Genomic DNA, 17367 nt, shown 5'->3' with positions numbered 1-17367 from the left:
GTGGCTTAAAAATTTTGGGTGATTTCTGTGGGTCGTCCCGCTGGGACTTGGGTTTTGGCACAACTTTCCACCACGGGATGAATCCTGTGGCTACATTCTTTCATCCCTCCGGGATTTTGAGATGAGATCTATTGTCTTATTTGTGAAATAGATGATTTAGGATAGGACATAAAGAGTCCCGGCAGGGACGCCCGAATGCAGCCCCGAATTTCAATTCGGGGTTTATGGCGAAAAGAGAACAAAATCCCGGAGGGATGACACGAATTTGTCTAAATCTTGCTCACTACTTTCTCCAACTCATCCATCGCCTGCCCGATTTGGGATGTGGTGATATAGGGAGCCGGGCCAAACCGTAAGATTTCCCCGCGGGCATCGGTGAACACTCCATTTTCCATTAATTGAGCGCGGATGTCACGGGCATGCGGTGACGTCAAAGATAAAAACCCTCCGTTCCTTTCCAGCGGTTCTTCATGAGTGAGCCGGATCGTGGACGGATCAAAATTCTTGGCTAAAAATCGTTCACGTAGCATTCCAACCTGTGCTTTGTATTGTTTGCGAAGTACTTCCGGAGTTAGTCTTTGCTCGCGAAAAAATTCTACAACTTTGGCTGCCCGGAATTGAGAGGAGGGATCATAGGTACCACTTGCAAAGCGCTGATTGCCATAATCGTATTCCACGGGATCATTGTTGCGAGGTTTATCAAGTGAGCTGAAGGCAGCGAACCACCCGGTAATAGCAGGCCGATACTCACAATCTTTGGGAAAACGAAGGAAACAATTGGCTTCGCCCCACTGCAAATATTTATAACCTCCAATCAGGATAAAACAGTCTTCAAGTCCTGCTTCCCGAATGGATAACGGAACTACATTGGTGCCGTGGTAATCATCGATCAAAACGGGAATGCCTTTTCCACGGGCAGCTGCTGCAATTTTGGTAAGGTGTGTGTTGATCAGACACGTCTCAAAATATACGCGCGAAAGCATGATGGCTGATGTTCGTTCATCCATTTCATTAATGATACGCTCGGCGAAACTGTCATCGGGTTGAACGGGAACCTGTACGAATTCAAGTCCTTCTTCTTCCAGCCGGTGAAGCTGACGGAAAAGCGAATGAAACTCACCATCCGTGGAAATGATCTTTGGCTTATTCTTCAGATCAAGGCTGCTCATCCAGCTTACAAATAACACATGTGTGCTTTCTTCGCGGCAGTAAAATCCATTCGGATCATCATAAAAATCGCGCAGGTAGTTACGAAGAATCTCGGTTTTCTCGGCCGCCACTTCCCATTTGTTATCCACTTCTCGGGCGCATACATCAAAATATTCGGTTTGTCCTTCACGGGCTACATCGGGCCAGGCCTGGTGAGAATGTCCGGTGAAAAGGAGTCGGTTGGCTACATCAAACCGGGAGTAGTGGGGGGCAAGGCGGTTGGCTAAAGTATCAATATCACTCATAGTATATAATTACAGTTTTGATGTGGAATCTTTTGAAATCAGTTATAATGAAAATCATTCCAAATCCGGATCTATATTTTTTCAAAAAACTAAAATTTGGAACGAATAGCCCACAAATCCGGGAAAATTGGGTTGTTTAACGTTTTGTGAAGATATTTCGCCCCATCCGACCCCCCGGTTCCTTTTTTGGTGCCGATAGTACGCTCCACCATTTTAACATGACGATATCGCCATTCCTGCAGGCCTTCATCATAATCCACAAAAAGCTCGGCGACCATCGCCGCTTCGGGGTCGTTTTTCATGGCCTCCACCAGAATTTCCTGATCCTGTTCATTCGGTTCATGAATCAATCCTTTTTCATTTTCTCTTTGGGGATGGATATCGTAGCCCCGGGTTCGCAGGTACGCGCAAAAACTTTCCCAAAGAGTAGATTCTTCCATGCGCTCTTCCAGGATGTCAAGGTGTTTGGGCTGATCTTTGTGAGCCTCTTTCATGAGCGGGAAGCGCAAGCCGCATACAATTTCCATCTCCCGAAACTGCAGCGATTGAAATCCACTGGATTGCCCCAAAAACTTCCTGAAGCTGTTGAATTCCAGCGGGGTCATGGTTTCCAAAATATCAATTTGAGAAACCATAGTTTTTAGAATGGTGAGAATGCGCCGCATGGTTTTGACGGCTCCCCAGGTTTTGCCGGCTTCCAGGTCGCGCCGAAGTTTCCCAAACTCGTGCAGAATCTGCTTGAACCACAACTCATAAGTCTGATGGATGATGATGAACAGCATCTCATCGTGCTCCGGAGGGTTCGATTTATATTCTTGCAGGTCTGTTAATTCGTCAATTTTTAAATAGCTGGTATAAGTTAAGCTCATGTATCAGGTTCTTCCCGGTTCATAAATTTCTGACAAAGTAGAATTTTTCGGAAACGATTTCATTAAGCAAAAAAAATGTAAGCGCTTTTGCTTAAAACAGAGCAGATTCTATAATGTACTCTCAGGCAAAAGGTTAAGTGTTAAAAATTGCAAGAAAATTTGAATCAACATTCAAGTAAATTCTTGGATTCTTTAAACAAAAATCGACTTTAACAGTCTTCCTGTTTATTTCGGGGAGAAATAAAATGTTTTAAGAAAAAAATTCCTTTAAGAGTTTATTTCTTAATTAGAATTTTATAGTATGCGGTTTCAGTCAATACTCAAATCGACAACGAATTTGATCGGTTGTTCAAAACAAATTTTTTATGGATGTGAAAAAGTTACTATCTCTTCTCTTTTTAGGCTTCATTTATTCTCATCTCGCTTTCGCCCAAACCGGTAAGATCACCGGTTTTGTAACCGATGAAAACGGGGAGCCTTTACCGGGTGTGAATATCATTATTGAGGGAACCACACAAGGAACCTCATCCGCAGTGGATGGGTACTACCAGATATTAAATGTCAATGCCGGCATTTATTCTTTAAAAGCTACGTATGTGGGCTTTACTCCGGTGGTAATAGAAAATGTGGAAGTGAATATAAACCTTACTACGGAAGTAGATATTGAAATGAGGGAGGAAACCCTGGAAGGTGAAGAGGTTGTGGTAACAGCCCGGCAACCGGTGGTGAAAAAGGATGTTTCTTCCAGTCAGGCAAACATAAGTGAGGAAAGTATTGATGCACTTCCGGTAACCAGTGTAAACGAAGTGGTTAGTTTACAAGCAGGAATTGAAGATGGTTTAAGTATTCGGGGTAGTGGGGCCGATGAGGTTGCATTTAACCTGAATGGTTTTTCCCTGCGTTCCGAGCGAGATAATACACCTTTCACGGGCATTAGTGTTACCTCTATTGAAAATGTTCAGGTTCAAACCGGGGGATTCAATGCCGAGTATGGAAACATCCGGTCCGGTGTGATCAATGTTACCAGTAAGGAGGGGAGCAGAGACCGTTATACGGTTGATGGTATTTTTCGAATTACCCCGCCTCAGCAAAAAAATGTAGGCCAAAGGATCAATGATCCTAACTCATACTGGTTGCGTCCTTTCCTTGATGATGAAGTAGCCTGGACCGGAACCAATAATGGGGCTTGGGATCAATATACTCAGGAAACTTATCCTGCATTTATGGGGTGGAATGCATTTTCTCAGCAGCTTTTGGGTGATGATGATCCAAATAATGACCTGACTCCTGAAGCGGCTCAACAAGCATTTTTATATCAGCACAGAAAAGATATGGCTATCACCGAGCCGGACTATGAAGTTGACCTTACTATAGGAGGGCCCGTTCCGGTGATCAGTGAGAAGTTAGGGGATCTTCGTTTTTCTGCCTCTTTCCGTGAAACGCAAACCATGTATATGGTTCCTCTTTCCAGAGATCGATACAAGCAGCGAACGTTTCAGGGTAAATTGACCAGCAATGTTGCTCCGGGAATGAAACTATCCATAGATGGTATGTACAGTAATGAAACCGGAACCGGTGCAAGTCAGTCCGGAAATCCGGGATTTTTTGTATCCCCTTCGGGAATCGCTTCCAATATGGATCAAGTGAGTTACATTGAATCAAGGATATATGCTTCCGACTATTGGGCTCCCTCTGAAAGAGTAAATGCCAACATTGGTGCTCAGTTCACTCATTCGATTAATAACAACACATTCTACGAAGTTAAGGTGAACAATTATTTCACCAGTAACAGCACCAATCCCGGTGCTTTCAGGGATACTTCGGATGTTTACACCATCGGTGGGGTAGGCTTTTCTGAAGCTCCCTTTGGATTCTATGATGAGACATCGTTCGGGGTTGCGTCAGGAATGCGTATGGGAGTTGGAATGAGTACCTCGCGCGACAGCAGTGAGATATCTGTATTGAATACCAGCTTTGCTATTACCAGTCAGGTTGACCGCGTGAACCTTGTTAAAGCCGGTTTTGAGTTTGTACGCACACACAGTAAAGTGAATTACGGATCTTTTGATAAAGTCTTGCGGTCCGGAAGAACTCGATCCGTTTGGGATACCACACCTTTACGGGGAGCTTTATTTGTACAGGATAAGATGGAATTCAACGGGATGATCGCAAACCTGGGGCTGCGGTTAACCTATTCAGATCCCAATATCGCATGGTATGATTATGAGCCATTTACCGATCTGTTTAATACCGGAAATGCCTCAGCATTAGACACGGCTGCTACTTCTGATGTGAGTCCACAAGTTGTGTTACAGCCACGATTGGGGGTTTCTTTCCCAATTACGGATAACAGTAAGCTGTTCTTTAACTACGGACATTTTGTTCAGCTACCTGATCCGGAAAACTTGTACTTGGTACGGGTTGAGCCTTTCACAAATACGGTGACCCGGGTGGCTGCTCCTGAGAATAAATTACCGAAAACCATTGCTTATGAATTGGGCTACGAACAGAATATTTTTGATAATTACTTGGTACGTGTCAGTGGTTACTACAAAGATCTTATAAATCAGCCTATAACGGTAGGCTACGTGGCAAGAAATGGAAGTGATTCCTATTCGGTCAGCCGGCCATTTTCTTACGAAGACATTCGGGGATTAGAGTTTACCCTCAGAAAACAAGCAGGCCGTTTCTTCTGGGGTGAGGTTAATTATACCTACCATATCGAATCACGTGGATTTTTTGGCACGCTCGTCAATTATGAAAACCCATTTGACCAGCGTAATTATGAGCGAACAACTAATGATAATGATATCACTCGCCCGGTTCCTCGCCCATTTGCTCGATTACAGCTCTACTTCCAGACCCCATATGATTTTGGTCCAAGATTATTAGGTACCAATCCTTTAGGTGGATGGCAGATCGTACCTTTGGTTAACTGGAGAGCCGGTCAGCGCCTTACATACACCGGAGGAGGTTCTATTCCAGGTATTGTAAATAACCTGCAGGCTCGCGATGTATGGACCACAAGCCTGCGACTTACCAAACGGGTAGATTTCAATGATGGCTCTAATATCAAGTTCTTTGCTGATATCAGTAACGTACTGAATACCAGAAATTTCAATGTATTCAATGCCGGCTTAATTGATGGTAATGACTACCTGGATTACATGGGTTCCCTGCACTTACCTAAGAATAAGTTAGAAGAAATTGGATTACTTAATTCCAGAGTACCCGGAAGTGACAAGGTGGGCGACTACCGTCCGGCCGGTGTAGAATATGTACCCATTGAAGCAACTCCCGACTTAAATAATATTGCTTCGCCAAACGGAAGAGCATTGTACTACGATACCCAAAGCGGGGTGTATTATCAGTATCAGAATGGGACGTTCGTTGAAGCCGATAACGGCTACGTAAATGATGTTTTGGATGATAAAGCATACATAAATATGCCGAATCAGGAATTCTTCCACTTCCTTGACCCACGTACTATTCGATTTGGAATTAGGTTTTCGTTTTAATTAACCGAGCAGTAACAACAAAAGAATTCAAATGAGTAATAAAAGTATATTCAAAATAACCTGTGCCTTTTTGTTAGTTGGAATTATAGGCTTGCCTCATTCCGCGAACGCTCAGGTTGAAAATAGATGGCTATCTGTAGGATCTTTTCACAATTTTTATTCCAATATAGGATCGGAAATTGAAGAGGGATTTATCAATGAACAACAAGGTGGCTGGCAATGGCCGGCTATTTACAGAGGGCAGGATGCCCAGGCCATGAAAGGAATGTGGCTTGGTGTAACTGATTTTACGGATGAAAGGGGCTTTGATTATGCTGAACGAGTTGTTCATGTGGGCCCGCGAGTGACCGGTCTCGGTGAATTTTATCCTATCAGTATGGAAACGGTAAGTAAGTTTCCGGCCCCTGAAGTATTTGTGGATGGTTTGCAGTCGATCAGTAAAAGTGTCAATAATGATCGTATTGATGAAAACATGGCTGCCGACCGTGCGATAGTATCTGAAATGAATACCCTGCTCGGTATTACCGTTAAGAGAACGGCTATGCAATTCAGTCAGCAGTACCATGACAACTATCATATCATTGAATACGAGTTTACCAATACCGGTAATATCGATGATGATGATGAAATTGAATTGCCTAATCAAACGGTTGAAGGTTTTGTAGCCTACTTCCTGAACCGAATGGCTCCTGTTAAAGCTTCCCGTTATACTATTGGAAACGCCACTGGATGGGGAGTTAATACTATGAATGATAGAAGGGGAGATGGTTTACGACCCAGCGAACCGGAAAATTTCAGAGCTTCTTTTGCCTGGCACGGATATTTTCCAAGTTTTGCTACGGCTAATTATAACAATATTGGAGCTCCTATTTTTGTACCCAATACTACCGGGGGCTATCTAACCGCTGATGATACTACCGGGAGGTTGGCGGCTTATCACTTTGTGGGAACTGTAACGCTTCATGCTGATGCTTCAGCAACCGATGAGACCGATGATCCGGGGCAGCCTTCAACCATGGCTTACGAACATAATGATGACCCGCTTTATAGTAACAACGATGCGTTCAACGTGACAAAAATGTCCGACGAGTATGATCTGATGACCAGAGGCCGTGTTCCCCGACATGCCTATACCGTTGAACCCAGCGGAGACTTTATAAATTCTACCAGTGATCCTTCTTTAGGAGAGGGAGGTGGTCAGGCGTACACTTATGGTTATGGACCCTACACAATTGCACCCGGTGAAACCGTAAGGATCGTGATAGCAGAAGCTTCAGCTGGAATATCCCGAGAATTAGCGGAAGAAGTGGGGCGTGCATTTAAACAAGCCGCTGAAGATCCCGGTGTTGACGAAAACAATGTTAAAATTCCATATACCATTAATGGTACCGATTACGAGTTCACGAAAAATGAATGGGTTTTTACAGGCCGTGATTCCTTATTTCAAACATTTGAAAGAGCCATCGCGAATTACGAGTCAGGGTATGACATTCCGCAAGGCCCTCAACCGCCAAGCTTGTTCAATGTAATCTCAGCCGGTAACGGTATTGAGTTAAATTGGGATTTTGAAGGCGATGCTTCCGATCTGACCGGTTTCAGGATCTACCGCGCTTCCGGGCGGGTAGACAGTACTTATCGTTTACTTTATGAAGCATCTTCAGAAGAAAGGGTTATCATAGATGGTGATGTGGATCGGGGACCGGAATTTAAACTTCCCCCTCCAATTCGAGGCAGAGATTATTACTACTATATCCAGAGTGTTGGGTCGGTCAATAGTGATGCTACAGGACAAACACCAACCGGTCAGCCTTTGGTAAGTAATCGGTATTACATGCAGAGTTTCGAACCGGCTCGCTTATTGCGACCGGCAGGGGAATCAATGGAAGAAATTCGGGTAGCTCCTAATCCATACAGGGCAAATTCACCGGATGCTTTAAGATTCGGTAACCAGGCTGATGACGATCGTATTGCTTTCTATGAAGTTCCTGCACAGTGTACCGTTGAAATTTATACAGAACTTGGTGAGTTGATCACAACCATTTCCAATGAAAACGGAAGCGGTGACATGTATTGGAACCTTAAAACCAATTCAAGGCAGCGAATAGTAAGTGGTGTCTACATCGCAAGGATCATTAATGAGGATCCTAATGACGATGAATTTGGAAGTGTAGCTACAAGAAAAATCGTAATCATATTATAGGTGTAAAAGTGAGATTCTTTAAAGTTTTCTTAATCAGTTTAGTTAGTCTCTTTTTTGCGACCAATGTTTTCGGACAGGAAAAAAGGGCGCAAACAAGTATGAAATTTTTAAGCGTTTCACCGTCAGCAAGAGCTTCAGCTCTTTCCGGTGCTGCCACAACCGTTAATATGGGAGCTTATTCTGCTTTTTATAATCCGGCGACTATGGCTTTCATTGAAGGATCTTACACAGCTACGGTAGGCGCGGTAGAGTGGATCGCCGATATCAATCATAACTCAGCGGCTTTTGTTTACAAACCCGCCGATGGGAAATTTGGTGTGATCGGAGTAAACGCTATGTCCGTTGATTACGGGGATATCTTGTCCACGGCTTTGGCTGATAATGAGGATGGTTATGTGGAGCTTGGAACCATAAACCCAACGGCTTTTGCTGTGGGTTTATCCTACGCCAATGCCATAACCGAACAATTTTCTGTGGGTGCTAACTTTCGTTACAGCTATCAGAATTTAGGCGAAGTTGCAGTTAGCACAGATGGTAACGGAAATTACGCCACCCAATCATTTTCTGCCGGTACAGGGCTTCTCGACTTTGGAGTGCTTTATAAAACCGGGTTTGAAAGCCTGAACTTTGGGATGGCACTGAGAAATTTCTCTCCGGAAATTAGTTACGACGATGAAAAATCTGAATTACCGCTGACCTTCAAGATCGGGATTTCAATGGATGTTCTGGACTTGACGGATGTAGATCCTGATAATCATTCTCTGCTCGTCAGTATAGATGCCAACCGACCCAGAGATTATGACGAACAGCTGTTGTTTGGAATGGAATACACTTTTATAGACCGATTTGTTCTGCGGGCCGGATACGGTTTTCCAAAAGATGAGGAGCAATTTTCATTCGGTGCCGGTATAAAACAACCGATCGGTCCGCTTACGCTTGGCATCGATTATGCTTATACACAGTTCGGTGTATTCGGAGAAGTGAACAGATTTAGTGCTCAAATAGGATTTTAAAATGAAATTACGTATAAATTCAAAAATGATTTCGCGAATAACATTAATAGCTATATTAACATTAGGTGTAGTTTCCTGTAAAAATGGAAACAGCGTATTTGATCCCGACTATGAGCCATCAAAACCAAATCCAGTCATTACAAATATACTTCCTGAAGGGCGTTATTTAGCTGGGGTGGATTCAGTAATAGTGAGGGGAGAAAATTTTTCAAGTGATATTGATAGTATGACTATTAATTTTGGAGGAGCTCCAGGAGTTATTAAAAGAGCTTCCAGTCGAGAGTTAATAGTAAGACCTGGTTACAAGACAGGTGATAATTTGGATGTTCGAGTATCTGTAAGAGGAGCTGAATATTTTAGTAACAGTTTTAGTTATACTTTGGATTCCGCAGAAACAAATCATCCTGGTTTATCAGATAATTATCGACCTGTCTCAGTTTTTGCAATTGATGCAGATGAAAGCATTTATGGCAGAATAGATATCCAAGGTAGTGTCAAATTCAGAAAAATCACAAAAAATGGTCAAGTTTCAGTTTATTCAGATACTACTAGATTTGGCAATTACACTGGTGCAAAATTTGGTCCTGATGGAGGTTTATATCTTATATCGCCGGAAACGCCAAATGCTGCCATATTCAGAATGCCTCCAGGAGGTAATCCGGAAGGAACAATTGATGAAGTATGGGCATATCCTCCACTTAATGAGGGTGCAAAATTTTATGACTTAGTATTTGACGGAATTGGTCACATATGGGTAGTAGGGAATAATACTAATATATATAGATTTACATTTTCTGATAAATCTATTAAGCGTTATTCTTTTACTGCAAACTTAAGATCAGTATTTGTCTATGAGAACAAATTATATGTTGCAGGTAATGAACCTGGATCGGTTGAACAAAAAGTATGGATGTTCCCAATTGATGGAACTGGAAATTTGGGAAATGCTTCTGAGATTTTAAATCTTTCTGGTAAGTATCAAGGCATGATTAGAGCAATTAATTTTGACTCTGAAGGGAACATGTACTTAGGAATTGTTGATGGAGATTATGGAATTTTAAAGGTTACTGAAACCGGTAAAGTGTTACCTTTTTATCAGTATGTGCTACAAGACAATTATTACTCACTTGTATGGGATGAGGAAGGTTTTATAATTGGTGCAAGAAGATCAGGTGCAAATGGAACACTTTTACTAAACAAAATTGATATGTTTGATAAAGAGCGATCTACTTTATACGGATTGTAAATTATCGTCAAAGAAAATGGGTATAACCCATACTAACAATAACTAAGAAATAGGAGAACTCATGAAAAGAGTTACAATTTTATTTTTCGCTTTACTTTTTGTACCTATTCTAGCTTCTGCACAACAGAACTGGGAATTCGATTCTGTATTTCCGGATAGTGCGAACTCAGATAGGGACGTTCATGGTATAGCAGTCGATCCAGATGGAAAAATTTGGATTCAATCATATTACCCATTAGGTGGTGACAGTGTATACGTAGAACAAACTGGTGATAGTGCCAGAGTTACGGTTATAAATGTCTTTAATCCTGACGGAACAAAAGCAGATATTTCTCCAATAAAAATTATTCCATTTGCAGACGGTACAGAGGATACTGTTGGTGGATTTTGGAATGGAGAAGCGTTTGAATATAGATCCGGTAGAGGATTGGCAACAAATCATCAAGGTGACATTGTTGCTGCATTCTATAATACGTTATACTTGATAGACTATGAAACAGGAGAAGGACTTGCTAAAGTTGAATCTACTGTAGATGATGGATTAGATGGTAGGGGAGCTGCTAAACCAGCAGTTGACGGCCAAGGAAATGTTTTTGTTTCGGGAGTATTTCCAGGAGATCCTATTATACAGTATAATCCTGATCTTACTTATAATGGTGTTGTAATTGATGAAAGTGTTGGATTCTCAAGAGGCTTTGAAGTATCTGAAGATGGAAACACTATTTGGTGGGCAGGATATGACAATAATGCATTATTCATCTATCAAAGACCGAGTGCTTTTGAAGGTTTTGATCAAGTACCAGATACCGCTCTTAAAGGTATGAGAATTGAATCATTTGACATTCATCCTGTTACGAAGTACTTATGGGTAAGCGCAGGTTCACCTAATGATCCTCCAAATCAATATCCTGGTACAGCTTCAAGCTGGAGAATGCATACCTGGTATGCCTTTGACTATGCCAATTTAGGGACAGAAGATGAAGTAGCCCTTGATAGTTTGTCATGGAATTTGGAAGGTTCCGGGCCGCAAGATGGAAGACCAAGAGCAATTGACTTTTCTCCAGACGGCACTATAGCTTACGTTGGACAATTTAATCAACCAGAATTTGGAGTACAGAAGTTTACTACTGATCAAGTATTTACTTCTAATGAAAACGAAGGAGTTGCAGAAATTCCTAAAGGCTATGAGTTGGATCAAAATTATCCGAACCCATTCAACCCTACCACCAATATTAATTACAGTATTAACGAAGCAGGTCCGGTTACACTTAAGGTGTATGACATGACAGGCCGAGAAGTTGCTACATTGGTGAACGAAAGAATGAGTGCAGGAAGCCATCAGGTAACTTTTGATGCTTCAAACTTGTCTTCAGGAGTATATCTGTACTCTCTGCAAGCTAACGGTGTTCGCTTAACTAATAAGATGACTCTTATTAAATAACAGCAACGAACTTTTACAAAAAAAGGCAGCTAATGTGCTGCCTTTTTTTTTATCCTTTGGAAAAAATAAACTATTGTGTGACATGCGCTTAAAGATATTTTATACTGTCATTTTATTACTGTTTTGTTCTTCACTAATACAAGCTCAGGAACCGCCCAAAAAAGAATTTCGTGGTGTTTGGATTGCTACCGTAATAAACTTGGATTGGCCAGAATCGAGCTCATGGTCAGTAGACCTAAAAAAGAAAGATCTAATTAAAAAATTAAATGCTTTAAAAAATGCCGGCGTAAATGTTGTTTTTTTCCAAATAAGAACAGAAGGAGATGCCTTATACGATTCGGATATTGAACCGTGGTCAAAATATTTGACCGGCGATGAAGGAACCCCTCCTGATCCATATTGGGATCCCTTGGAATTTGCCATTGAAGAGGCCCATAAAAGAGGTATGGAATTGCATGCCTGGCTGAATCCTTATCGCGCCATGAGAATGATACCGGATGACTTTACCCAAAAAATTCAGAATGCAGATATTGATGAAAGTTTGAAGCCTTTCCTTGCTAAAGAGTATGACGAAAACAGTAAAGCAAAAGGGAATGGTACTTCAGAGCGTGACTCCATGCATATTTCCAATACCCATCCTGAGTGGCTGCTGGTACTGAACGATGCCATTGCCATTTTTGATCCGGGCTTGCCTGAAGTGATGGAATACAACGTGAATGTGGTGATGGATGTAGTCAACAGGTATGATATTGATGGGATCCATTTTGATGACTATTTCTATCCTTATCCTCCAAATCACATGGGCAGCTCAGAAGAAAATGAAGCTTTGGACGATAGTACGTTTGCTCAATACCCACGTGGTTTTGAAAACAAGGATGACTGGAGAAGAAATAACATAAATTTATTTATTGAGATGGTGCATGATAGCATCACAGTTATGAAACCCTGGGTCAAATTTGGTATTAGCCCGTTCGGCATTTGGAAACCTGGTACACCGGGTGGTACAACTGGATTAAATGCATTTGCAACAATCTATGCTGATGGTGTTGCTTGGTTAGAAGCCCAATCTATAGATTACATTACACCGCAATTGTATTGGCCTTTTGGTGGCGGACAAGATTATGGGCTTTTGTCAAATTGGTGGGCTGCCAGGGCCACTGAGAACGATAGACACATTTATCCTGGACATGGATTGTATCGTACGGATGGAACAACTTTTTCAGGTTCGTTATTTGCCGCTAATGAAATTCCACGACAGGTTCGACACAATAGAAACAATGAAAATATTAACGGGAGTGTATTTTTTAGAGCAAAAAATATTACAACCTATTCTTCAAAAGGATTTGCAGATTCGTTAAAGAACAACTTGTATAAATATGCAGCTCTGCAACCAACGATGTCCTGGAAAGACACCACTAAACCCGAATCGCCTCAGAATTTAGTGGTAAACCGAGACAGCGAAGTAGAGTATAAATTTCATCTAAGTTGGGATGCCCCGAATAATGCTCCGGTGGCAAAACGTTCCAACACAGGCCATGTGGATTCTCTGATCAAATATGCCATCTATAGGGTGGATGCATCACAAGATCCAAATGAGATGGAAGAAATGGAGAAATACTACAACCTGATCGAAGTGACCGGAGAAACGAGTTATACCGATATTACGCCTCCTTCAGAAAACGGATACTGGTACTTTGTTACCGCGGTAAGCCGTAATAACGTTGAAAGTGATCCAACCGGTTCAGTTGAAGCAGGTGTGGTGGTTTCTAACGAAACTCTTACTGAGCTGCCGGAAAGTATGTCGCTGGAACAAAACTATCCGAACCCGTTCAACCCTACCACACAGATCAAATTTACATTGAGCGAATCCGGGTTTGCTACCCTTAAAGTTTATGACATGCTGGGGCGTGAAGTAGCTACACTTAAGAATGAAGTCCTGAGTTCGGGACAGCATTCGGTCAACTTTAATGCCTCGGACCTGTCTTCAGGGATCTATATCTACCAACTTACAATGGGCAGCGAAACTAAAACCCGAAAAATGACGCTCATCAAGTAATGTCGGATCGCAGATCATTCTTAAAGAAACTTGGATTGAGTGCCCTTGGATTGGGCACTCTTTCTTATCCAAAGAAAGACGCAGAAGACGAAGTACATTTCCGGATCGTACACCTGACCGATCAGCATGTTACGTCGCGCAGACAAGGGCATGAAGGCTATAAGAAATGTATAGCATCTGTCAATGCTCTTGATCCTGCTCCCGACCTTGTATTAATGGGCGGCGATATGGTTTTTGACGGCCTTTATACCGAATTGGAAACCTATAAAGAGTCTATTTCTCTTTACAAGGAAATTACCTCCGGATTGAAAATGCCTCATTATCCCTGTATTGGAAATCATGACGTGTTGGGGCTTTCTTCTCGCCGTAAAGTGCCGGCTGATCATCCCGGTATCGGCCGAAAAATGATCATGGATGAAATTGGGATGAATGATGATTACTACAGTTTTAACCATAAAGGCTGGCATTTTGTAGTCTTGAATTCCATTCATGAGATGGATGGAGAGAACGGGCCAAGCTACGAGGCAAGGATAAGCGAAAAACAACTGGATTGGCTTCGCTACGACCTTGGCGATAATCTTGATAAACCGGCAATTGTGGTATCACACCTGGCGGCTTTTTCTCACAAGGGGCAAATCAACAACGATTTTGACATGAAGGCTATGAGCCCCATCATTCTTCAAAACAATATTGACCTTCGTTACATCCTTGAGCGCCACAATGTGAAAGCTATGCTTCAGGGACACACTCATATCAGCGAGGATTTTCGGTTCAATGATGTCTGGTATATCACTTCTCAGGCCGCATCAGCAGCATGGTGGGGTGGAAACTGGCTGGGCTTTAAACCCGGATATACCGTGATGGAACTGGGTAAGGAAGATATTATTAATTGGTATCCTGTTACGTATGAGTGGGAGCATCAATTGGAGCCCGGAGATACCGTGGAACGTGAGCGCATCCAAAACAGAAAGAATTTGGAACAACGTCAGGACAGTTTGTATAAGGCTGAAATTAAACCCTGATTTTTCTGCACTTTAAGAAATAATTCAAAACCCTTCGATATGAAGAAATCGATACTAATTGCCATTTGCATTGCCTTCCCAATAATTACCAACGCCCAAATTCAGTACGACACACTGAGTGTGAAGCAGATCGGACATGGTATTTTTCATTACACCATTGAAGCTCCATCGGTTCCCTGGACCATTGATGTAGTTGAGATCGATATCACTGAATCGAGTACTACACTCGAAACGGTGAAGGCCGAAGACAGCTTTTCCGGTTATGAACGAACCAGTTCCATGGCCAAGAGGAAATCAACGGCAGGGCACCAGGTAGTTGCTGCCGTGAACGGCGATTTTTACGGAGGAGGAACCCCCACAAATGCCCAGGTAATTAAAGGCGATATCATGAAGGGCCCCATAAACAGGGATGTTTTTGGGTTCACCAGAGAAAAGAAAATGTTTATTAACCCAACCTCTTATTCCGGAAATATCTATGTGGATGGGGATGCTTTTGAAATGCATGGAGTGAACCGTGCGAGGGGAACCGACCAGCTCATCTACTACAACCATTTTTATGGGAGTTCAACAGGGACCAATCAATACGGAACCGAGCTTATCCTGTATGCGGTTGATCCATGGGTGGTCAATGGAAAGGTGAGAGCGGTTGTGACGGATACACATTCCGGAGGCGATGCTCCACTTACTGACACAACGTTTGTACTTTCGGGTCACGGAACTTCAAAAACTGTTTTGGATGCGATCGCCATTGGAGATACGGTCACGATCGAGCACCAATTACAGCCCGGTTTTGACAATCTGAAAGAAGTTGTTGGCGGACGTGGAAAGTTCCTGAACGACGGACAGAATCAGGGAGACTGGCCCGAACGTCATCCCAGAACCGCAGTTGGCTTTAATGATGATTCCACCAAAGTTTACTTTATGACCGTGGACGGGCGGAAAAGTACAAGTGCCGGAATGACCCTTACCGAAATGGGTGAATTCATGAGTACTTTTGGCGTTACGGATGCCCTCAATTTGGATGGCGGAGGCTCTACAACCATGGTGGTTCATGATGAGGTGGTTAACAGTCCATCTGATGGATCCGGTGAGCGGGCCGTTGCAAATGCACTTATGCTTGTTTCAACCAAGGAAAAGACCGGAGTTTTAAACAAGGTACAACTCAACCCCAATTATCTGAAAATGTATAAGGGAAGTACCTATGCTTTTGATGCTTACGGGAGTGATGAGAACTACTATCCAATGGAGCTGGATTCATCGAAGATCAATTTTTCACTAAGCGAGGGGTTTTCCGGATCGATTTCAGCAGATGGAAAATATACAGCCGGTTCTGCCGCTGACACCGGTTATGTGATCATGGAGTATGAAGGGATTGGCGATTCTTCTTTGGTGATCGTAAAAGGAATCACGGATTTCTCCATTTTTCCCAAATATGCAGTGTCAGATACTTCTTACCAGTTTTCTTTCTTTAATGAAGCATTCGACTTCGACGGACAAGAACACAACGTAAATAATGCTGATGTTGAATGGAGTGTTGAAAATCCGGAGATCGGAGCGGTTACGAATGGTGTTTTCAGCGGGTTAGGAGCCGGTTCAACCAAAATTATAGGTACCTATGACGGTGTATCTGATACCGCCGAAGTAGACATTGAGATCGGTGTAGGAGAAGAAGTGATCAACAGTTTTGAAGATGCCGGTACATGGACACTGAGTGGAAAAAATGTTGACCTGCAAAATTCAGCGATCTCTACAACCGATTCCGAGCAAACCGATGGAGATCATTCGCTTAAAATAGACTACAGTTTTGTTTACGAGAATACACCCGATGTATGGTTATACCTGAATCTAAATGAAGGGATCCCGCTTTTTGGTGTTCCTGATTCCCTCATTCTTGATGCAAAGACCGACGGCAAAAAACACCTGATCGAGATCGGGCTTGCAGATAACGATGATGAAGGTTTTCATATCCGCGTAAAAAAATGGGCGGAGAATACCTCTTTTGATATTTATCCAGCACTTACTGAAGACATTCTTTCTAATGGAGCATACAGCTCTTTCTATTATCCAATAACGATAACCCAAATTGGAATTCGTTTGGCTTCGGATCAGGAAACCGGAAAAGAATATACCGGTACCATCTATCTGGATAATCTGCGGATCACTTATCCCGCACGTTCCGGTGATGCGGTAAGTAATGAGGAAGTAAGAGAAATTCCTCAAAAGGTAGCATTAGAGCAGAATTATCCTAATCCTTTTAACCCGGTGACCCAGATCTCTTTTTCTGTGCCGAAAACAACCGATGTAGAATTAACGGTATATGATGTGTTAGGAAGGGAGGTTACTGCCTTACTAGATAAAAAAGTACAAGCTGGTAACCATAGTGTCTCGTTTGATGCTACCGGACTTTCTACGGGAATGTATTTTTATCAGCTAAGGGCTGACGATTATACTCTTTCAAAGAAGATGATGCTTATTAAATAACTTAACTATTAATCAAGTAATTAATAAACATTATTTCAAAATTTACTCTTGTAAAGAAATAATTAAT

At 42.4% G+C, this 17367-nt stretch carries 10 protein-coding genes; 8 read left to right on the top strand and 2 right to left on the bottom strand.

Annotated features, from left to right (window positions below):
* Positions 1-269 precede the first annotated feature (269 nt).
* Positions 270-1454 (bottom strand): kynureninase/PvdN C-terminal domain-containing protein, encoded by a 1185-nt coding sequence (locus tag B151_RS0105055; RefSeq protein WP_020402523.1) that lies wholly within the window; start codon positions 1452-1454, stop codon positions 270-272.
* An 89-nt stretch (positions 1455-1543) separates the two neighbouring features.
* Positions 1544-2323 (bottom strand): tryptophan 2,3-dioxygenase, encoded by a 780-nt coding sequence (locus B151_RS0105050; RefSeq protein ID WP_020402522.1) that lies wholly within the window; start codon positions 2321-2323, stop codon positions 1544-1546.
* Positions 2324-2688: 365 nt separating this feature from the next.
* Here B151_RS0105050 and B151_RS0105045 point away from each other — a divergent pair, with 365 nt between their 5' ends.
* From B151_RS0105045 to B151_RS0105010, 8 genes are all read left to right on the top strand, one after another.
* Positions 2689-5841 carry a TonB-dependent receptor gene (locus tag B151_RS0105045; RefSeq protein WP_020402521.1) on the top strand — a complete coding sequence of 1051 codons (3153 nt, stop codon included), beginning with the start codon at positions 2689-2691 and terminating at the stop codon, positions 5839-5841.
* A gap of 31 nt (positions 5842-5872) precedes the next feature.
* Complete coding sequence (locus B151_RS0105040; RefSeq protein WP_020402520.1) at positions 5873-8041, top strand: T9SS type A sorting domain-containing protein; 2169 nt, start codon at positions 5873-5875, stop codon at positions 8039-8041.
* A gap of 8 nt (positions 8042-8049) precedes the next feature.
* Positions 8050-9054, top strand: coding sequence for a PorV/PorQ family protein (locus tag B151_RS0105035; protein WP_040516583.1), 1005 nt, complete (start codon positions 8050-8052; stop codon positions 9052-9054).
* A gap of 1 nt (position 9055) precedes the next feature.
* Complete coding sequence (locus B151_RS0105030) at positions 9056-10300, top strand: IPT/TIG domain-containing protein (RefSeq protein WP_020402518.1); 1245 nt, start codon at positions 9056-9058, stop codon at positions 10298-10300.
* Positions 10301-10361: 61 nt separating this feature from the next.
* Positions 10362-11741, top strand: coding sequence for a T9SS type A sorting domain-containing protein (locus tag B151_RS19405; protein WP_020402517.1), 1380 nt, complete (start codon positions 10362-10364; stop codon positions 11739-11741).
* Positions 11742-11823: 82 nt separating this feature from the next.
* Positions 11824-13797 carry a family 10 glycosylhydrolase gene (locus B151_RS18025; protein ID WP_020402516.1) on the top strand — a complete coding sequence of 658 codons (1974 nt, stop codon included), beginning with the start codon at positions 11824-11826 and terminating at the stop codon, positions 13795-13797.
* Entirely contained in the window at positions 13797-14819 is a 1023-nt protein-coding gene (locus tag B151_RS0105015; protein ID WP_020402515.1) for a metallophosphoesterase family protein, read from the top strand. The genes B151_RS18025 and B151_RS0105015 overlap by 1 nt, the downstream gene beginning before the upstream one ends.
* A gap of 39 nt (positions 14820-14858) precedes the next feature.
* The gene (locus tag B151_RS0105010; protein ID WP_020402514.1) at positions 14859-17300 is read left to right on the top strand and encodes a phosphodiester glycosidase family protein; all 2442 of its coding nucleotides are present in this window, start codon (positions 14859-14861) and stop codon (positions 17298-17300) included.
* Positions 17301-17367 lie beyond the last annotated feature (67 nt).

The sequence above is a fragment of the Gracilimonas tropica DSM 19535 genome (assembly GCF_000375425.1).
Lineage (GTDB): Bacteria > Bacteroidota > Rhodothermia > Balneolales > Balneolaceae > Gracilimonas > Gracilimonas tropica.
This window is presented reverse-complemented; position numbering and strand designations above follow the sequence as displayed.